The organism is Pseudomonas sp. KK18, assembly GCF_037094675.1.
Taxonomy (GTDB): Bacteria; Pseudomonadota; Gammaproteobacteria; order Pseudomonadales; family Pseudomonadaceae; genus Aquipseudomonas.
Map to the genome: position 1 here is coordinate 5,721,034 of NZ_CP146605.1, position 18,478 is coordinate 5,739,511.

Sequence of the window (18,478 nt, forward strand, 5' to 3'; positions counted from 1 at the left end):
TCAGGCACTCCTTGCCGCTTTACAGTGTCCAACCGTCTGTTGTCCGGTATCCTTGTTGTAGGACGTGTTTATTTCCGCGCGCCCAGGCCGTTGCCGGTGTGGAGTGCCATCGGCGTTCCAGCGCTCTGGCCAGATGTCGGAAGGCTCAAGGCACAGAGCATCAGCAAGGGACCGTTCGATGCGCGGATAGGGAGTGCTTTTGGCGTTGCGGATTGCGCGATCAGTGACCTCAAGCTGACGAGCAAGCTTCGCCATTGAGGTGCCCCGTACGCGGAGTTGGTATTTGATCCACTCCCATCGGCTAGTAGGGTCAGTGGGCATGTCGATATCGCTCATAGTTTTGAACCATCTTCACGGGTGGTTTTTTTGGGACGTCTAACGTCCTGTTGCGGATAAACATAGCGCGGATAAATGCGCATATCAATCGGAAAAACGAGCATCCGATTCTTTTTTATGCGTGGCGCGCTCGGAAAAATGAATAGAACGAGATAAATCAATGACTTACAAGGAATCGGATAAAACGGATGCTTCAGGAACGCAGCATCCGATTCCATCGGGGGCAATCGGATGTTTCCGTGAAAGACTTAAGGAAGCGATGGGGACTAGAGCGGCGCGCGTTTTTGCGCGCGACTCAAGCCTTTCTGAGGGGGCTATACGCAGTTATCTGAGCGGAGAGACGTATCCTACTCTCGACAGGCTGGAGCAGATTGCCCAGGCGGCTGATGTGTCGGCGATGTGGCTGGCGTTCGGTGAGCAGCCCCAGACTGCGCTTGTTATTGAGGATGACAAATACAGCTATGTCCCCCTTTACGACGCTCGTTGCAGTGCCGGTCACGGGGCATGGACAGAGGGGGCTCGGGTTCTTACGCACCTGGCTTTTACCACTTACTCATTGCGCAAGCAGGGATTGGAGCCGTCGAAGCTCTCGGCTATCCGGGTGGACGGTGACTCTATGGAGGGGGTGCTGAGTGATGGCGACACTGTGTTGATCGACCACAGTCGCAACAGCCTGGAAGGGGAAGCCATCTACGTTATTCGCTTGGATGACCATCTGTACGCCAAGCGGCTGCAACGCCAGATTGGCGGTGGCGTAGCAGTTATCAGCGCAAACGCGGCTTATCAGACCATGAAGGTTTCTAAAGAAAACCTGAATGACCTAGAGATTGTGGGACGTGTTGTTTGGGCGGGCGGTTGGATTTAACGGGCAAGGTGTAATATCACGCTACCGAGACGGCGCCGGGGCTGTGTGCCAAAGGTTTCGCTAAACTGGCCCGGTCACAGTGTTCCGGCTGGATTTGAACTGTTTATTTCGTTGCACTGCTTTGGCACTGATTTTAGTCGTAGCCTTTTTCTGAAACCCTTGCTGGGCTTGGTCCGTCGCACCATCTCCCGCTTTGTCCCGGCTCATCCCACTGACTTCCTACCAGTGCCATATCTAGAACCTCCCCACACTACCGGCCGGCTTGAGTGTTGAAGAGCAAAAGCCAAATCAAAATCTAAAGCGGGCACGGTCCACTGTAGGAGCTGGCTTGCCGGCGATGGCATCACCTCGGTGTACCTGCAAGACCGAGTTGCCTGCATCGCCGGCAAGCCAGCTCCTACAGAAAAGCAGCTCTGCTTTCGCTCTGGTTTTTGATCTGGCTTTTAACACTCAGGTCGGCTTTCAGGCCGCCGTGCTTTTGCTTTTGATTTTGATCTGCGGGCCCCGTCAACCACGATGGCCGCAAGCAGGCACGGTGGAGCGGGTAAACCGGCAAGGATGCCGGTTTAGCCGCGCCGGGCCATGGATGGCCCGTCGCGGCGGCCCGCGGAACCGGGCCGGAGTGCGGGCATGCCGAGCCTAAGCGAGGCACCGAGTGGTGGGGCAAAGACCTTTTGGTTACTTTTGGGGCGTTTGCCAAAAGTGACCCGCTGTAAGAGCGGAACCATAAGTCGCCGTTACCGAAGAAACGGATATGTACACCATCAACTCAACACCACCCCCTCCCGAGCCTTGCGCCTGTTCTTGATCCCATAACAAACCCACATAAACACCACCCAAACCGGAATCGCATACACCGACACCTGAATCCCCGGAATCAGCAGCATCACCCCAAGAATAAACACCACAAACGCCAGGCAAACATAATTCCCATACGGATACCAAAGCGCCTTGAACAACGGCACCTGCCCCGTCCGATCCATATGCTGCCTAAACTTGAAATGCGAAAAACTGATCATCGCCCAGTTGATCACCAGGGTCGCCACCACCAGCGACATCAACAACTCCAGCGCATGCTGCGGAATCAGGTAATTCATCAACACCGCCACCAGCGTAATCGCCGCCGACGCCAGGATCGACCGCACCGGCACCCCGCGCTTGTCGATCTTCGCCAATGCCCGCGGCGCATCACCCTGCTCAGCCATCCCCAACAGCATCCGGCTATTGCAGTAAGTGCCGCTGTTGTAGACCGACAACGCCGCCGTCAGCACCACAAAGTTGAGAATATGCGCCGCGGTATTGCTGCCCAACATCGAAAACACCTGCACAAACGGACTGCCGCTATAGGCGTCCCCGGAGGCATTCAGGGTCTCCAGCAAGCTGTCCCAAGGCGTCAACGACAACAGCACCACCAACGCGCCGATGTAGAAAATCAGGATCCGGTAGATCACCTGGTTGATCGCCTTCGGAATCACCGTGCGTGGCTTGTCCGCCTCAGCCGCAGTAAACCCGAGCATCTCCAGGCCGCCAAACGAGAACATGATGATCGCCATGGCCATCACCAAACCACCCACGCCATGGGGAAAGAACCCGCCGTGCTCCCACAGGTTGGTCACCGAGGCTTGTGGCCCGCCGGTGCCACTCACCAACAGGTAACTGCCCAGGGCGATCATGCCGACAATGGCGACCACCTTGATGATCGCAAACCAGAACTCGGCCTCGCCGAAGACCTTGACGTTGGAAAGATTGATCACATTGATCAGCACAAAAAACGCCGCCGCCGACACCCAGGTCGGGATCTCGGGCCACCAGTAGTGCACATATTTGCCGACCGCCGTCAGCTCCGACATGCCCACCAGGATGTACAAAATCCAGCAGTTCCAGCCCGACAGGAAGCCGGCGAAACCGCCCCAATACTTGTGGGCAAAGTGGCTGAAGGAACCGGCCACCGGCTCTTCGACGATCATCTCGCCCAGCTGGCGCATGATCATGAAGGCGATAAAGCCGCAGATGGCATACCCGAGGATCATCGACGGCCCGGCGGATTTCAGCACGCCGGCCGACCCCAGGAACAACCCGGTGCCAATCGCGCCACCGAGGGCGATCAGTTGGATATGGCGATTTTTCAGGCCGCGCTTCAGTTCGCCTGAATGCGAGTTGGCTTCACTCATGGAAAGGGTCTCACGCAAGGTTTGAGGGTGCTCATGGAGGGGTGCTGCTTTGGTAACGGGCTACAGCAGCGCCGATCAAACCCCGGTCCAGCGTTTTTTCTTACGGTCATACGTCACCTGTTGTTTTTATCTGTGACGAAATCGAACCCGACGGGCTTGTGGCCAGGCGGAATGAACAAGGCGGATAGCCCTGAGAGAGTGGGATCACAGTAAAACGCGGCGCATTGTACACCGCCAAACCTGTCTGGGCTGACAGGATGCGGTGCGGCAGATAGGAGGGACATTAGGAAAATTCTTTCAGATAACGAGAAGTTGACGAAAGGACGATTCCTACAAAACCATGCAACCAACTCTCTGTTTCATCGACATAAACCAAATCGCCATCAAAACGGAATAAAAAATCCAAATGGAACCGTGTCAATAAAAATTTTGCAATCCCAAACACTCTCTTCTAGGTTCATCCACTTGCCCAGCGCAGCAAGCTGGCAAGCTCGTTCTCAAACAACGTCATCTAGGAGATTCACCATGCAAGCACTGGAAAATGACCTGGAAACCGAACTGCAACTCGACGATTGGTTTGAAGCGCCGACCCATGAGGCCGCCGTTGAAATGATGCAAGCCGATGCCGTCGTGCCGTTCGGCACCGCGATGTGGCCTTTCTAATCTGATCAGGCACCCCGGCAGGTGCGGGACGCCGCACCTGCCACTGCTCCTACCGAAGGCTTTGAAGGAAGGACGTCATGGACAAGGCCCGCGCCGTCGAACATTTTCTGTATTACCTCGCCCATCACCCGGCCCTCGCCGGCCTGCACCGCCCCACCATTTTGCTTGGCCATACCGAACGCTACGACGCCATCGCCCAGTCGATCATCCAGGGCTGCGCTGCCCGCTTCGACTTCCAGGTACAACGCCTGGACCAAGCCCCCAGCGAAACGCTGGCCAAGGCCATCGAAGGCTGTGACCTGTACATGTTTCTCTACGATTCCTCGACCTTGCCCAACCCACGCGCCGAAGGCCCGGACTTTATCCGCGCACTGCAGGGCGTGATGGCCGAGCACTGGAAAAAGTCCCTGCTGCTCAAGGACTATGGCGATTACTTCTACGACACCTTCAGCGTCGCCCCACAGCGGATTGCCGACCTCAACGCCACGTTGATCCGGCGCATGTCCCAGGCCAGCGTGCTGAGCTTCACCGACCAGCATGGCTCGCGCCTTGAAGCGCCCATGAGCAGCATCAAGAAGTGGACCAATATCAACGGCGTCGGCAACCACGACCTGGCGCCCGGCGAGATCGCGACCCACAGCGAGGCCATCAACGGCCAGGTGCGGTTTGTCGGCACCTTCCTCAGCACCATTCCCTTTGCGCGTAAATACGGCGTGCTGCAATCACCGCTGGAACTGTGGATCGAGAACTCGACCATCTGCACCGTGGCCAGCGAAGTGCCGGGGCTGGCGGATGACTTCAACAAATACCTGAATGCCAACCCGTCCAATCGCCGGGTGGAAGAACTGGGCATTGGCACCAATGAAGGCGTGAAGGATTTGTATGCGCGCAACGCCGGCTTTGAAGAGCGTCATTGCGGGCTGCACCTGGGATTGGGTGGCGGGCAGAAAGGCAGCCACCACCTGGACCTGATCTTCGCCAGCGGCGTGTTGGCCCTCGACGATAAACCCGTGTTCGATGGGGCTTTCATGTTCTGACACGCCCGCCAAAACAATGGAGATCAACTGTGGGAGCGGGCTTGCTCGCGAATGCGGTGGGTCAGTCACTGGATGTATCAACTGATACACCGCATTCGCGAGCAAGCCCGCTCCCACAATGGACCTGCTTTGCTCATAGAGCAGGTTCCAAATCCAGGCCAAAAAAAACGCCAACCCGAGGGTTGGCGTTTTTATGCAGTGCTTAACGAATCACTGCGGCTTCTTGCGACCAAAACCTGGACGCTGGCCGGAACCGGCCGGTGCACCACGACGCTTGCCCGATGGCGCGTCATCGACCAGCTTCAGGCCCGGGCGCTTTTTCGGCGATGGCTTGGCTGGACGTTTGGTGCTGGCGCTGTCGTCGGCACGGCCCGCAGCCGGAGCACCACGACCAGACTCGCCACGGTTACCGCGACCGCCAGCAGGTGCATCACCACGACCGGCTGGACGCGGTGCGCGCGGCGCACGTTCGCCATCCTGACGGGGCGGTGCCGAAGGACGACGCTCGCCTTCGATGTGCGGCTCGCGGGAGATGCGGCCGCCCGTGGCCGGTGCATCCAGCGCAGGGCGCAGGGTGCGGGCAACACGGTCGGTACGCGCCACCGGACGCGACGATTTACGCTGCATACGCTCAAGCTTGTCTTTGCTCTTGGCGTTCATCTGCGGCATGGCCACCGGCGTCAGGCCGACTTCGGCACTGAGGATGTCGACTTCGTACTGGCTCATTTCGCGCCAGCGGCCCATCGGCAGGTCGGAGTTGAGGAACACCGGGCCGAAACGCACGCGCTTCAGGCGGCTGACCACCAGGCCCTGGGATTCCCACAGGCGACGTACTTCACGGTTACGGCCTTCCATCACCACGCAGTGGTACCAATGGTTGAAGCCTTCGCCGCCCGGCGCCTGCTTGATGTCGGTGAACCTGGCCGGGCCGTCTTCCAGCACGACGCCGGCTTTCAAGCGCTCGATCATTTCGTCATCGACTTCACCACGCACACGTACCGCGTATTCACGGTCCATCTCGTAGGAAGGGTGCATCAGGCGGTTGGCCAGCTCACCGTCGGTGGTGAACATCAGCAAGCCGGTGGTGTTGATGTCGAGACGACCGATGTTGATCCAGCGGCCTTCTTTGGGGCGCGGCATCTTGTCGAATACGGTTGGACGGCCTTCCGGGTCGTCACGGGTGCAGATTTCGCCATCAGGCTTGTTGTACATGATGACGCGGCGCACCGATTCGGCGGCCTCTTCACGCTTGATGACCTTGCCATCAATGGTGATGGCATCGTGCAGGTCGACGCGCTGGCCAAGGGTGGCTTCAACGCCGTTGACCTTGATGCGCTTCTGGGTGATCCAGGCTTCTACGTCGCGGCGCGAGCCTACGCCGATACGGGCGAGGACTTTCTGCAGTTTTTCACCTGCGGGGCCGATTTCCTGGGTGTCGTTCTGGTCTTGGTCACTCATCTTAAGCACCTCCCGGTGTGTCGATTCAGGCTTGGCCTGAAAATAGTAAAAGCTGGGCTTTTGGCGAACGCATCGCCAAAGGGTCGCGAATCATACGCTCATGGCGCGCGTTGCGCATCAGAGACTAGTCGATAAGTGCAGGCTCATTTGCCTTTCCGCCGACCGGTGGCACCCAGCGCCAGCAGGCGCAGCTCGGCTTCGGCGAGTACCGTGCGCTTGTCGACCTTGTCGAGTTTCTTCCAGGCACGGATCTCGCGCTTGCTGCGCCCGCAGCCCACGCAGATGTCATCGGTGAATTTGCAGACGCTGATGCAGGGGTCTTTGGTGGAGCTCATTTGAGTTCTCCTTGCTGGCGACAATCCAAATGTGGGAGCGGGCTTGCTCGCGAATGCAGTGTGTCAGTCGCCGGATGCTTGGCTGACCCACCGCATTCGCGAGCAAGCCCGCTCCCACATTTTGTTCTGCGTCAGTCTTCGAATTGGCGGCGCTCGTTTTCGATGGCTTCGGCCAGGGCGCGGGCTTCGTCTTCTTCGTCGCTCAGCGGCGGTTGTTCGAGCGCTGCGACGGCGGCCAGCAGTTTGGCACGGGCTTCGGCGACGCCGAGGATGTCCTCCTCGGGTTCAGGCTCGGGCTCATCTTCAACTTCGACTGGCGGCTCAACCTCAACGTTCAGTTGCAGCGCAGGCTCCTGCTCACCGTCACTGACCGCACCATCACGCAGCAAGTCATCGAAGTCGGTCTTGATGCCCTGCTCCATGTCATCCAGTTCCAGCAACAATGTGTGGAAACTGGTTTCGTCCTTCGGCTCTTCCGGCTCGGCGCTGGCGTCGGCCAGCTCCTGCAACCCGGCGGGCACCGGTGCGTCGTCGAAATCCAGGACCGGGTCCGGCTCCATCTCCCGCAGCTCGGCCAGCGGCGGCAAGTCGTCGAGGTTTTTCAGGTTGAAGTGATCGAGGAACACCTTGGTAGTGGCAAACATCGCCGGCTTGCCGGGCACGTCGCGGTAGCCAACGATCCTGATCCACTCCCGCTCCAGCAACGTCTTGACGATATGGCTGTTGACCGCGACGCCGCGCACGTCTTCGATCTCGCCCCGGGTGATCGGCTGGCGATAGGCGATCAGCGCCATGGTTTCCAGCATCGCCCGGGAATAGCGCTGCGGGCGTTCTTCCCACAGGCGGCCAACCCACGGCGAGAACTTCTCGCGAATTTGCAGGCGATACCCGGAAGCCACTTCCCGCAGCTCGAAGGCACGGCCGTCGCAGGACTTGCGCAGAATCTCCAGGGCCTTCTTGAACACCGGCGGCTCAGGGCGCTCGGCTTCTTCAAACAGTTCGAACAGGCGCTCCAGGGATTGCGGCTTGCCCGAGGCCAGGAGAAAGGCTTCCAGCAGCGGGGCCAGTTCGCGGGGTTCAGTCAGATTCATCGATTCAGCTCTTTATTCGGCTCGCGCCCGCACGTGGATAGCCGCAAAAGGCTCATTCTGGACCAGCTCGACCAAGGATTCCTTGACCAGCTCAAGGATCGCCATAAAGGTCACGACTACCCCCAGGCGCCCTTCTTCCTTGGTAAACAGCTCGACAAACGGCACAAACCCGCCGCCCTTGAGGCGATCCAGCACATCACTCATGCGCTCGCGGGTGGACAGTGCCTCGCGGCTGACCTGGTGGCTTTCAAACATATCGCCACGGCGCAGTACTTCGGCCATGGACATCAGCAACTCTTCCAGGCTCACGTCCGGCAGCAGCTTGCGCGCCCGGGCTTCCGGGGCGTCGAGCTTGGGCACCACCACATCGCGGCCGACCCGGCTCAAACCGTCGATGCCTTCGGCCGCGGCCTTGAAGCGCTCGTACTCCTGCAGGCGGCGGATCAGTTCGGCGCGGGGGTCATCCTCTTCCGCCTCGATAGTCTCCGAGCGCGGCAGCAGCATGCGTGACTTGATTTCCGCGAGCATCGCGGCCATCACCAGGTATTCGGCGGCCAGTTCCAGGCGCACGGTCTGCATCAGTTCGACGTAGCCCATGTACTGGCGGGTGATTTCCGCCACCGGGATGTCGAGGATATTGATGTTCTGCTTGCGGATCAGGTACAGCAGCAAGTCCAGCGGACCTTCGAAGGCTTCGAGGAAGACTTCCAGCGCATCCGGCGGGATGTACAGGTCCAGCGGCATTTCCATCACGGCCTGGCCGTAGACCATGGCAAATGGCAGTTCCTGCTGGGCGCCCGCCTGGCTGTCGACGGCTTCCACGGCCGACATTCAGGCCTCGACCATGAACGGTGCCGGGTCGCCACACCCTACGCGCACCACTTCCGGCTCGCCGTCGGCCAGGTTGATCACGGTAGAGGCCTTGTTGCCGCCGTAGCCGCCGTCGATGATCAGGTCGACGTGTTTTTCCAGTAGCCGGCGCATTTCATAAGGGTCGTACAACGGCTCTTCTTCCCCCGGCAGGATCAGCGACACACTCATCAGCGGCTCACCGAGTTCGGCCAGCAGCGCCAGGGCGATCGGGTGTTCCGGCACCCGCAGGCCGATGGTGCGCTTCTTCGGGTGCAGCAGCAGGCGCGGCACTTCGCGGGTGGCGTTGAGGATGAAGGTGTAGGGCCCCGGCGTGTGCGCCTTGAGCAGGCGGAAGGTGCCGGTGTCGACCTTGGCGAACAGCCCCAGCTGGGACAGGTCGCTGCAAATCAGTGCGAAGTTGTGGTTCTTGTCCAGGTCACGCAGGCGTCTTACGCGCTCGACCGCATTCTTGTCGCCGATCTGGCAACCGATGGCGTAGGACGAATCCGTGGGGTAGATCACCACGCCACCGGCACGGATGATCTCCACGGCCTGTTTGATCAGGCGCGCCTGCGGGTTTTCCGGATGAATCTGGAAGAATTGACTCACGTGTTCTACCTGTTCAGACGGTGGCAATAATGGGGTCATGTTTGAAGCGACACCAAAGGGGCGGCAAATCTTCCGGAACGGCGCGGTACTCGCCAATCTCGGACCAGCCGCCGGGGCCATGAAAATCACTGCCGGCGCTGACCAGCAGACCAAATTCACGGGCAAGAATCGCCAGGCTGCCTACCTGCTCGGCGGGTTGATGCCCGTTGACCACTTCGATTGCGTGGCCGCCCGCTCCAATATAGTCGCCAATCAGCTTGCGACGCTTGCTGCGGGTGAAATCGTAATGCCACGGATGCGCCAGGCTGACCCAGGCACCTGCTGCCCGCAGTGTGCCAACGGTGTCTTCCAGGGTTGGCCAGTGTTGCTTGACGTCCCCCAGCTTGCCGGCACCCAGCCATTTGCGGAACGCTTCGGCGCGATCCTTTACAAAACCTTCACGCACCATCCAGTCGGCAAAGTGCGGGCGGGCCGGGGCGTTGCCGCTGTCACCCAGTTCCTGCTGGATGGCGCGGGCGCCTTCCAGGCCGTTGGGCATGCCCTTGAGGGCCAGCTTGCGGCTTATTTCTTCGGACCGCAGCCAGCGGCCATCGTGCAATTTGGCGATGGCCTCCACCAGCGGCGGCGCGTTGACGTCGAAACCGTAGCCCAATACGTGGATGGTTGCGCCGCCCCAGGTGCAGGACAATTCAACTCCGTTGACCAGTTGCATGCCCAACGCATTCGCCGCTTCGCGGGCCTCTGCCAGGCCTTCGAGGGTGTCGTGGTCGGTCAACGACAGGACTCGCACGCCTTTTTCAAACGCACGCGCAACCAGGACCGCGGGCGCCAGGGCGCCGTCGGAGGCTGTGCTATGGCAGTGCAAATCAACATTCACGGGAGTGTGTAACCTCAAGTCAGCTGGCGCTTTCGCTACCAAGGATGTTTGTTATTATGCCGCCACATCCAGCTTCTGGCTCTTACTGTGAAACAATTCATCGACTTCATCCCGCTGTTGCTGTTTTTCATCGTTTACAAAACCGACCCTCGCGTTATCGATCTTGCCGGCCACGAGCTGACCGTCGGCGGCATCTACAGCGCCACGGCGGTGCTGATCATCAGCTCCGTGGTGGTCTACGGCGCGCTCTTCATCTCCCAGCGCAAGCTGGAAAAAAGCCAGTGGCTGACCCTGGTCGCCTGCCTTGTGTTCGGCAGCCTGACCCTGGCCTTCCACAGCGAAACCTTCCTTAAATGGAAAGCCCCGGTGGTCAACTGGCTGTTCGCCCTGGCCTTTATCGGCAGCCACTTCATCGGTGATCGCCTGCTGATCAAGCGGATCATGGGCCACGCGCTGACCTTGCCAGACCCGGTGTGGACCCGCCTGAACATCGCCTGGATCGTGTTTTTCCTGTTCTGCGGCGCTGCCAACCTGTTCGTCGCCTTTACCTTCCAGAGCTACTGGGTGGACTTCAAGGTGTTCGGCAGCCTGGGCATGACCGTGCTGTTCCTGGTCGGCCAGGGTATCTACCTGTCGCGCCACCTGCATGACACCGACCCTACCACGCCGAAAACCGAGGACTGACATGCTCTACGCCATCATTTCCACCGACGTCGCCAACTCCCTGGAAAAACGCCTGTCCGTACGCCCGGCCCACGTCGAGCGCCTGAAACAGCTGCAAGCCGAAGGCCGCCTGGTACTGGCCGGCCCGCATCCTGCGGTAGACAGCAACGACCCGGGAGATGCCGGCTTCACCGGTAGCCTGGTGGTTGTCGAGTTCGCCTCCCTGGCGGCGGCACAAGCCTGGGCCGATGCTGATCCGTATGTAGCGGCCGGCGTGTACGCCCAGGTGCTGGTCAAACCGTTCAAGCAAGTCCTGCCTTGATTCGTTGCGCGCTGAACCAAATGGCTTCAGCGCACTCCTAAACGCTCATTATTCCCGGTAACCTGCCGACAACGTTCTGAATATTCGTGTGGAATCAGGAGTTCCGATGCGCTTACGTCAGTTGTGTCTGTTGGCAGTGTTAATGATCGGGGCTACGGCCCACGCTGAAGAAACCTCGAACACCGGCAGTTCCACGCCCCTGTCCTTGAGTGCCGGCAGCCAGATCACCGATTTGCAGCAACGTTTGAAAGAAAGCGAACGCCAGCGCGATGAGCTGAGCAAGCAATTGCAAAGTGCTGACGCCACGCGGGAAAGTACCCAACTGAGTAAACTGCGCCAGGAGAACCAACGCCTGGTCCAGCAACTCAAAGAAGCACAGGGCAGTGCCTTGCCACGCTGGCTTACCGAGCAACAACAATGGTTCGTGACCGGCGGGGCAGTCGCACTGATCGCCCTGTTATGCGGGATCTTCGCCAGTGGCGGGCACCGGCGCCGTCGACAATGGCTAAATTGAGTGAGTCATGAGCGAGCTGTTACTGATAGATGATGACCAGGAGCTCTGTGAGCTGCTGACCAGTTGGTTGAGCCAGGAAGGTTTCCAGGTGCGCGCCTGCCATGACGGCTTGAGCGCCCGCAAGGCATTGGCCGAAGCCGCCCCGGCGGCCGTGGTGCTCGACGTGATGCTGCCCGACGGCAGCGGCCTGGAGCTGCTCAAGCAATTGCGCAGCGACCACCCGGAACTGCCGGTGCTGATGCTCTCGGCCAGGGGCGAACCCCTGGACCGGATCCTCGGCCTGGAACTGGGCGCCGACGACTACCTGGCCAAACCCTGCGATCCTCGTGAACTGACCGCGCGCCTGCGCGCCGTGCTGCGCCGCAGCCACCCGGCCGCCGTGTCCACTCAGCTGGAGCTGGGCGACCTGTGCTTCAGCCCGGTGCGTGGCGTGGTCACTATCGATGAACAGGAATTTGCCCTGACCGTGTCCGAAAGCCGCCTGCTGGAAGCCTTGCTGCGCCAGCCCGGCGAGCCGCTGGACAAGCAGGAACTGGCGCAAATCGCCCTGGGCCGCAAGCTGACCCTGTATGACCGCAGCCTGGACATGCACGTCAGCAACCTGCGCAAGAAGATCGGCCCGCACCCGGATGGCCGGCCACGGATCGTGGCGCTGCGTAGCCGCGGCTATTACTACAGCCTCTAGCCCGCGTAGCAGCTGTCGAGCCTCGGCGAGGCTGCGACAGCATCTCCTCGGTACAGGTGTCAGACCGCAGCGCCTGCCTCGCAGCCTCGCCAAGGCTCGACAGTTGCTACGGTCGCCAATAGTTTTGTCAGCCCCGCCCAAAATCCTCTTTACCCAAGCTTTACCGTCCCCTGACTGCCGCTGACCTTGATCTCCGTAATCTACTCACATCCGGACTCACCGGAATAGAGACAGGAGAATCACCATGCGCAAGACCCTTATCGCTTTGATGTTCGCTGCTGCCCTGCCAACCGTTGCCATGGCCGCTGCGCCAGAAGGCCCAGGCCCGATGGGCGGCCCTGAAGGCCACATGATGGGTGGCCCAGGTCACGGCGGTGAACACGGCATGCGGGGCAAAGGTGGCCCTTTCAGCCAGCTGGACCTGAGCCCTGAACAGCGCCAGCAGATCGGCAAGTTGATGGGCCAGCAATGGCACGCTCGCAAAGAGTTGGTGCGCAAGTACCTGGACAAACTGCCAGCCGCTGATCAGAAAGCCATGAAAGACGAAATGGCGGCCGCCAAGCAGAAAACCCAGACCGACATCCGTGCCGTGCTGAAACCCGATCAACAGAAGAAATTCGACGAGATCGTGAAAAAACAAGCCGAGCGCCGCGCCGAGTGGAAGGAATTCCAGGCCTGGAAAGCCCAGCAGCCGCAAAAAGCGCAATAATGATCTAGCTTCACTCCCAGCCCAGTGGCCACCGCCGCTGGGCTTTTCCTGTTTGAGGATTTCTTGTGCGTTCATTGTTCTGGCGCGTCCTTGCCAGCTTCTGGCTGGCCATCGCCCTGGTTGCCGGGTTGTCGATCCTGCTTGGGCATATGCTCAACCAGGACGCCTGGATTCTCAGCCGCCACCCCGGGCTCAATAACCTCGCGCAGGAATGGACGCAGCTTTACGAGGCCCAGGGCGAGGACGCCGCCCAGGAGCTGCTGCAGCAGCGCAAGCGTCAGTACCACATTGACGTGCAAGTGCTTAACGAAAGCGGCGAGCCTGTGGTGCGCGGCACTTTCCCGCGCCGCGCCGCCGCCCTCGAAGCCCGGCAAAACGACAGCCAGGACCGCCACCTGCCCTGGCGCCGGCTGACCGCCGAGTACACCAGCGAAAAAACCGGCGACACCTACCTGCTGATCTACCGCATTCCCCACCCGGAACTGGACGCCTGGCACCGCAGCAGCCTGCTCTGGCCGTTAAGTGCCCTGGCGATTGCGCTGGTGGTGCTGACCCTGTTCAGCCTGTTGGTGACGTTGTCCATCACCCGCCCCCTCAGCCGCCTGCGCGGCGCAGTGCACGACCTGGGCCAGACCACCTATCAGCAGAACAGCCTGGCGCGGCTGGCCAACCGTCGCGATGAATTCGGCGTACTGGCCACCGACTTCAACCGCATGGGCGCCCGCCTGCAAAGCCTGATCGGCAGCCAGCGCCAGTTGCTGCGGGATGTGTCCCACGAACTGCGCTCGCCCCTGGCCCGCCTGCGGATCGCCCTGGCCCTGGCAGAACGGGCCACGCCCGAAGCGCGGGAAAAACTCTGGCCGCGCCTGACCCGCGAATGCGACCGCCTGGAAGCGCTGATCAGCGAAATCCTGGTACTCGCCCGGGTGGACGCCGATAACGCCAGTGCCGAAGACATCGACCTCAACCCGTTACTCCGGACCCTGCAAAAAGACGCCTTGCTCGGCGCGCCGGACCAACCCGTGCAGCTGGATGCCGAGGCCGGGCTGCACCTCAAGGGCTGGCCGACCATGATCGAACGCGCGGTGGATAACCTGCTGCGCAACGCCCAACGCTTCAACCCGCCCGGCCAACCGATTGAAATGGAAGCCAGACGCCAGGGCGAACGCATTGTGATCAGTGTGCGCGACCACGGCCCCGGCGTGGATGCCGAACACCTGAGCCAACTCGGCGAGCCGTTTTACCGCGCCCCGGGGCAAACCGCCCAGGGCCATGGCCTGGGCCTGGCCATTGCGCGGCGCGCCGCAGAGCGCCATGGCGGCAGCCTGATCCTGGCCAATCATCAAGGCGGCGGCTTTATCGCCAGCGTGGATCTGCCGCTGGAGCCGGGGGTTGTCATTCAACCCTGATGATCTTCTATGATGGTCCTTCTCATTAGGAGGGCCTTTGATGACTGATCTGCTCACCCCCATCCAGGAAGCACTCGATTTACCCGTCACCCCACTGGCCGTAACCGAAGTCGGCGCCCTGCCCTCGACCTTTGCCGTCACCGAACTGGCCAGCGCCAGCATCGGTGCCGCGGGCCAGGCGGTCGCCCAGTTGCTGTTGCAGCAAACCGGGCGCCTGCCCTCGGTGACCGTGGACCGGCGCCTCGCCTCGTTCTGGTTCTCCTCCTCGCTGCGCCCCGACGGCTGGACCACCCCGCCGCTGTGGGACCCGATTGCCGGCGACTACGCCTGCACCGATGGCTGGATTCGCCTGCACACCAATGCACCGCATCACCGTGCCGCCGCCGAGCGCGTACTCGGGCAGGTCGCTGATCGTGACGCGATGGCCGCGAAGGTTGCGCCATGGACCGCTGCCGAGCTGGAACAGGCGATCGTCGAAGCCAACGGCTGTGCGGCGCAGATGCGTTCGTGGCAAGACTGGCAAGTTCATCCACAAGGCTTGGCGGTCAATCAGGAACCGCTGGTCCATCGCCAGACCTTTGCAGCCCTCAGCGACAAACCCTGGCTGGGCTCGGTGGCAAGGCCGCTGGCGGGCATCAAGGTGCTGGACCTGACGCGCGTATTGGCCGGCCCCACCGCCAGTCGTTTTCTCGCAGGCCTCGGCGCCGATGTACTGCGCATCGATTCCCCTGACTGGAACGAACCCGGCGTGGTGCCGGAAATGACCCTGGGCAAACGTTGCGCCCGCCTGGACCTGAAAAACCCCGACGACCGCCTGATCTTCGAAAACCTGCTCAAGAACACCGACATTCTGCTGCACGGCTACCGCGCCGATGCACTGGAACAGTTGGGCTACGGTGAGGCTGCGCTGCAAGCCATCGCGCCTGGCCTGATCGACGCCAGCCTCAACGCTTACGGCTGGAGCGGCCCGTGGCGCAATCGCCGGGGGTTCGACAGCCTGGTGCAGATGAGCACCGGAATTGCCGAGGCTGGCAGGCAGTGGAAAAAGTCGGAAAAACCGGTGCCGCTGCCGTTGCAGGCGCTGGACCACGCCACCGGGTATTTGATGGCGGCCAGTGCGATCCAGGCGTTGAGTGAACGATTGAAGTCCGGCCGCGGCGGTTCGGCACTGTTGTCCCTCGCGCGCACGGCAAAACTGTTGGTGGACGCAGGACAAGTCCCGGAACAACTACCGCTGCGGGCCGAAGAACCGGGTGATCAAGGCTTGGTGGTGGAGCAAACCGCCTGGGGCCCGGCCCACCGCTTGCTGCCCCCGGTGACCATCAGCGGGACACCGTTGCAGTGGGACTTGCCCGCAGGGGAATTGGGCTCACACCGCCCTCAGTGGTGACCGAAGATCCTGTGGCGAGGGAGCTTGCTCCCGCTGGACTGCGCAGCAGGCCCCAACTTTGGGGTCGATGGGGGCAATTCGCGTCCCAGCGGGAGCAAGCACCCTCGCCACAGGTATGCAGAATCAATCCGCGCGGCTCAGTGATGTCCACAAATGCTGCGCCGCATAGGCTCTAAGCGGTCGCCAGGCCTCAGCCCGCGCCAGCAACTGGCGCGGGCTCACCGGCCCGCCTTCCAGCGCCACCAGCGCATTGATCAAACCGATATCCCCCGAGGCAAACGCATCCTGCTCGCGCATCTGGCGCATGGCGATGTACTGCGCCGTCCAGTCACCAATCCCGGGTAATGCGACCAACCGCGCCACACCTTCCTTCAGGTTCGCCTTCGCCTGGAAGATCTGCGGGTCATCCAGCAACGCCTGGGCCACGCCCGACAAGGTACGCCCGCGACTTTTCGGCATGCCGAGGGTTGCCAAATCTGCGGCTGCCAGCACCTCGGCCGAAGGAAACACATGGGTCACACCGGCATGGGGCGTCACCAGCGGCGTGCCGTACTGCGCCACCAGCTTGCCCGCCAGCTTGATCGCCGCCACCACGCTAATCTGCTGGCCCAACACCGCGCGGATCGCCAGCTCCAAACCATCCCAGGTTCCCGGCACCCGCAAGCCAGGACGCGCCGCCACCAAGCTCGCCATCAAGGGATCATTCGCCAATTGCCGGTTGATCCGCTTCGGGTCAGCCGACAGGTCAAACATGTCCCGTAACCGCCGCTCAATTTCCGGCAACGCTGCCGGGTCGGGGAAGTCCACCGTTACCTCAAGCCAATCACCGGCCCCGGGCGACACACTGAGCCAACCCTGCTGACCGTCGACACTGATACTGCGCGAGTAAACGCCTGCGTCCACCGTCTCCATCCCGCTGATCGCCCGCGCCGACAAAAAGCCCAACATCGCCGCCCAGTCATACGGCGCCTGATACGCCAGCTGCATTCTCACAACGACAATACCCCGCTGTACAACCCATACGCCGCCAGGCTCGCCCCGGCGATCACGCAGGCGAAAATGCCTTTTTCCAGATGGGTAAACAAGGGCTGGCCCTGCTCGCGCTTGGCCAGGGCAAACAGGATCACGCCCGGTGCATACAGCAGCGCCGACAGCAGCAAGTACTTCAGGCCACCGGCGTAGAGCAGCCACACCGCATAGGCCAGGGCGATCAGGCTCACCAGCAGGTCCTTGGTGCGTTCGCCATGGGCGCCTTCGTAGGTTTCACCGCGGCCGCTCAACAGCACCGCATACGCCGCCGACCACAGATAGGGCACCAGGATCATCGACGACGCCAGGTAGATCAGGGTGGTGTAGGTACTTTCCGAAAACAGCGTGATCACCAGGAACAACTGGATCATCACATTGGTCAGCCACAGCGCATTGACCGGCACCTGATTGACGTTTTCCTTTTTCAGGAACGCGGGCATGGTCTTGTCATGGGCGGTGGCGTAGAGAATTTCGGCGCAGAGCAACGCCCACGACAGCAGCGCACCCAGCAACGAAACCGCCAGGCCGATGCTGATCAACAGCGCGCCCCACGGGCCGACGATATGTTCCAGCACCCCGGCCAGGGACGGGTTTTGCAGGTTGGCCAGTTCCGGCTGGCTCATGATCCCGAGCGACAGCAGGTTGACCAATACCAGCAGCGCCAACACCCCCAGGAAACCGATGACCGTGGCCCGGCCCACGTCCGAGCGTTTCTCGGCCCGCGCCGAGTAGACACTGGCGCCCTCGATGCCGATAAACACAAACACCGTGACCAGCATCATGTTGCGCACCTGATCCACCACGCCGCCGAAATTCGGATTACTCAGGCCCCAGATATCCCGGGTAAAGATATCGGCCTTGAATGCCACGGCGGCGATCACGATAAACATCACCAACGGCACGATCTTGGCCACGGTGGTGATCTGGTTGATGAACGCCGCCTCCTTGATGCCGCGCATCACCAGGAAATGCACCGCCCACAACAACACCGATGCGCAGCCAATCGCCACCGGGGTATTGCCCTGGCCGAACACCGGAAAAAAGTAGCCGAGGGTACTGAATAGCAACACGAAGTAACCGACGTTGCCCATCCAGGCACTGATCCAGTAGCCCCAGGCCGACGAGAAACCCATGTAGTCGCCAAACCCGGCCTTGGCGTACGCGTATACGCCGGAATCCAGTTCAGGCTTGCGGTTGGCCAGGGTCTGGAACACAAAGGCCAGGGTCAGCATGCCCACGGCGGTAATGCCCCAGCCAATCAACACCGCGCCTACCTCGGCCCGCGCCGCCATGTTCTGCGGCAACGAGAAAATCCCGCCGCCGATCATCGAGCCCACCACCAGGGCGATCAAGGCATTGAGGCGCAGCTTTTCCGAGGATTGGGACATGAACACTCCTGAACAAAACAACCATTGAGCCAACAACTGTGCACTCAACTAATTTATTAAGCCGGCGCAGCGTTT

20 protein-coding genes are annotated in these 18,478 nt (G+C 61.0%); 10 read left to right on the forward strand and 10 right to left on the reverse strand.

The features are described from left to right. Entirely contained in the window at positions 1-336 is a 336-nt protein-coding gene (locus V6607_RS25925; protein WP_080944627.1) for a helix-turn-helix domain-containing protein, read from the reverse strand. A 160-nt stretch (positions 337-496) separates the two neighbouring features. On the opposite strand from V6607_RS25925, the gene V6607_RS25930 reads away from it, so the two are divergent. Beyond that, positions 497-1,201: a S24 family peptidase gene (locus V6607_RS25930; protein ID WP_338741626.1), complete on the forward strand. Its 705-nt coding sequence runs from the start codon at positions 497-499 to the stop codon at positions 1,199-1,201. 764 nt (positions 1,202-1,965) lie between these two features. Here the strand turns inward: V6607_RS25930 and V6607_RS25935 are convergent. Beyond that, a complete protein-coding gene (locus V6607_RS25935; protein ID WP_134327224.1) occupies positions 1,966-3,372 on the reverse strand; it encodes an amino acid permease in 1,407 nt (468 codons plus the stop codon). A gap of 525 nt (positions 3,373-3,897) precedes the next feature. Between V6607_RS25935 and V6607_RS25940 the strand changes: the two genes are divergently transcribed. Together V6607_RS25940 and V6607_RS25945 are read left to right on the forward strand one after the other, a co-directional pair. Continuing rightward, complete coding sequence (locus V6607_RS25940) at positions 3,898-4,035, forward strand: hypothetical protein (protein ID WP_003175756.1); 138 nt, start codon at positions 3,898-3,900, stop codon at positions 4,033-4,035. A 77-nt stretch (positions 4,036-4,112) separates the two neighbouring features. Further along, entirely contained in the window at positions 4,113-5,072 is a 960-nt protein-coding gene (locus tag V6607_RS25945; protein WP_102605965.1) for a leucyl aminopeptidase, read from the forward strand. Between the two features lie 210 nt (positions 5,073-5,282). Here V6607_RS25945 and rluB read toward each other — a convergent pair whose 3' ends face one another. From rluB to V6607_RS25975, 6 genes are all read right to left on the reverse strand, one after another. Next, entirely contained in the window at positions 5,283-6,530 is a 1,248-nt protein-coding gene (gene rluB / locus V6607_RS25950; protein ID WP_003220080.1) for a 23S rRNA pseudouridine(2605) synthase RluB, read from the reverse strand. 143 nt (positions 6,531-6,673) lie between these two features. After that, on the reverse strand, positions 6,674-6,865 hold the full coding sequence (locus V6607_RS25955) for a DUF1289 domain-containing protein (RefSeq protein WP_008433107.1): 192 nt from the start codon (positions 6,863-6,865) through the stop codon (positions 6,674-6,676). A gap of 131 nt (positions 6,866-6,996) precedes the next feature. After that, on the reverse strand, positions 6,997-7,956 hold the full coding sequence (gene scpB, locus V6607_RS25960; RefSeq protein ID WP_134327225.1) for an SMC-Scp complex subunit ScpB: 960 nt from the start codon (positions 7,954-7,956) through the stop codon (positions 6,997-6,999). 12 nt (positions 7,957-7,968) lie between these two features. After that, complete coding sequence (locus tag V6607_RS25965; RefSeq protein ID WP_173406103.1) at positions 7,969-8,667, reverse strand: ScpA family protein; 699 nt, start codon at positions 8,665-8,667, stop codon at positions 7,969-7,971. A 120-nt stretch (positions 8,668-8,787) separates the two neighbouring features. Further along, positions 8,788-9,417, reverse strand: coding sequence for an L-threonylcarbamoyladenylate synthase (locus tag V6607_RS25970; protein ID WP_003220075.1), 630 nt, complete (start codon positions 9,415-9,417; stop codon positions 8,788-8,790). 13 nt (positions 9,418-9,430) lie between these two features. Beyond that, positions 9,431-10,294 carry a PHP domain-containing protein gene (locus V6607_RS25975; protein ID WP_134327226.1) on the reverse strand — a complete coding sequence of 288 codons (864 nt, stop codon included), beginning with the start codon at positions 10,292-10,294 and terminating at the stop codon, positions 9,431-9,433. Positions 10,295-10,381: 87 nt separating this feature from the next. On the opposite strand from V6607_RS25975, the gene V6607_RS25980 reads away from it, so the two are divergent. The 7 genes from V6607_RS25980 to V6607_RS26010 all read left to right on the forward strand — a co-directional run bounded on the left by V6607_RS25980 (position 10,382) and on the right by V6607_RS26010 (position 15,986). Beyond that, positions 10,382-10,978 (forward strand): septation protein A, encoded by a 597-nt coding sequence (locus tag V6607_RS25980; RefSeq protein ID WP_102369772.1) that lies wholly within the window; start codon positions 10,382-10,384, stop codon positions 10,976-10,978. Between the two features lies 1 nt (position 10,979). Further along, a complete protein-coding gene (locus V6607_RS25985; protein WP_003220069.1) occupies positions 10,980-11,279 on the forward strand; it encodes a YciI family protein in 300 nt (99 codons plus the stop codon). A gap of 106 nt (positions 11,280-11,385) precedes the next feature. After that, a complete protein-coding gene (locus V6607_RS25990) occupies positions 11,386-11,793 on the forward strand; it encodes a hypothetical protein (RefSeq protein ID WP_003220067.1) in 408 nt (135 codons plus the stop codon). Between the two features lie 7 nt (positions 11,794-11,800). Next, on the forward strand, positions 11,801-12,478 hold the full coding sequence (locus tag V6607_RS25995) for a response regulator transcription factor (protein WP_003220065.1): 678 nt from the start codon (positions 11,801-11,803) through the stop codon (positions 12,476-12,478). A 244-nt stretch (positions 12,479-12,722) separates the two neighbouring features. Continuing rightward, positions 12,723-13,187: a Spy/CpxP family protein refolding chaperone gene (locus tag V6607_RS26000; RefSeq protein WP_087692654.1), complete on the forward strand. Its 465-nt coding sequence runs from the start codon at positions 12,723-12,725 to the stop codon at positions 13,185-13,187. Between the two features lie 65 nt (positions 13,188-13,252). Further along, a complete protein-coding gene (locus V6607_RS26005; protein WP_003220063.1) occupies positions 13,253-14,596 on the forward strand; it encodes a HAMP domain-containing sensor histidine kinase in 1,344 nt (447 codons plus the stop codon). Between the two features lie 40 nt (positions 14,597-14,636). Continuing rightward, a complete protein-coding gene (locus tag V6607_RS26010; RefSeq protein WP_134327227.1) occupies positions 14,637-15,986 on the forward strand; it encodes a CoA transferase in 1,350 nt (449 codons plus the stop codon). Between the two features lie 123 nt (positions 15,987-16,109). Here the strand turns inward: V6607_RS26010 and V6607_RS26015 are convergent, their stop codons facing one another. Together V6607_RS26015 and arcD are read right to left on the reverse strand one after the other, a co-directional pair. Continuing rightward, the gene (locus V6607_RS26015) at positions 16,110-16,973 is read right to left on the reverse strand and encodes a DNA-3-methyladenine glycosylase (protein WP_087692652.1); all 864 of its coding nucleotides are present in this window, start codon (positions 16,971-16,973) and stop codon (positions 16,110-16,112) included. Between the two features lie 2 nt (positions 16,974-16,975). Then, positions 16,976-18,403: an arginine-ornithine antiporter gene (gene arcD / locus V6607_RS26020; RefSeq protein ID WP_003220058.1), complete on the reverse strand. Its 1,428-nt coding sequence runs from the start codon at positions 18,401-18,403 to the stop codon at positions 16,976-16,978. Positions 18,404-18,478: the final 75 nt, after the last annotated feature.

Bases quoted from the DNA above. Each gene is read 5' to 3' on its own strand.
- V6607_RS26015 (WP_087692652.1), bottom strand. From the start codon at position 16,973: ATGCAGCTGGCGTATCAGGCGCCGTATGACTGGGCGGCGATGTTGGGC.
- V6607_RS25930 (WP_338741626.1), top strand. From the start codon at position 497: ATGACTTACAAGGAATCGGATAAAACGGATGCTTCAGGAACGCAGCAT.
- V6607_RS26010 (WP_134327227.1), top strand. From the start codon at position 14,637: ATGACTGATCTGCTCACCCCCATCCAGGAAGCACTCGATTTACCCGTC.
- V6607_RS25945 (WP_102605965.1), top strand. From the start codon at position 4,113: ATGGACAAGGCCCGCGCCGTCGAACATTTTCTGTATTACCTCGCCCAT.
- V6607_RS25925 (WP_080944627.1), bottom strand. From the start codon at position 336: ATGAGCGATATCGACATGCCCACTGACCCTACTAGCCGATGGGAGTGG.
- V6607_RS25995 (WP_003220065.1), top strand. From the start codon at position 11,801: ATGAGCGAGCTGTTACTGATAGATGATGACCAGGAGCTCTGTGAGCTG.
- V6607_RS25985 (WP_003220069.1), top strand. From the start codon at position 10,980: ATGCTCTACGCCATCATTTCCACCGACGTCGCCAACTCCCTGGAAAAA.
- rluB (WP_003220080.1), bottom strand. From the start codon at position 6,530: ATGAGTGACCAAGACCAGAACGACACCCAGGAAATCGGCCCCGCAGGT.
- V6607_RS25990 (WP_003220067.1), top strand. From the start codon at position 11,386: ATGCGCTTACGTCAGTTGTGTCTGTTGGCAGTGTTAATGATCGGGGCT.
- scpB (WP_134327225.1), bottom strand. From the start codon at position 7,956: ATGAATCTGACTGAACCCCGCGAACTGGCCCCGCTGCTGGAAGCCTTT.
- V6607_RS26000 (WP_087692654.1), top strand. From the start codon at position 12,723: ATGCGCAAGACCCTTATCGCTTTGATGTTCGCTGCTGCCCTGCCAACC.
- V6607_RS25955 (WP_008433107.1), bottom strand. From the start codon at position 6,865: ATGAGCTCCACCAAAGACCCCTGCATCAGCGTCTGCAAATTCACCGAT.
- arcD (WP_003220058.1), bottom strand. From the start codon at position 18,403: ATGTCCCAATCCTCGGAAAAGCTGCGCCTCAATGCCTTGATCGCCCTG.
- V6607_RS25935 (WP_134327224.1), bottom strand. From the start codon at position 3,372: ATGAGTGAAGCCAACTCGCATTCAGGCGAACTGAAGCGCGGCCTGAAA.
- V6607_RS25940 (WP_003175756.1), top strand. From the start codon at position 3,898: ATGCAAGCACTGGAAAATGACCTGGAAACCGAACTGCAACTCGACGAT.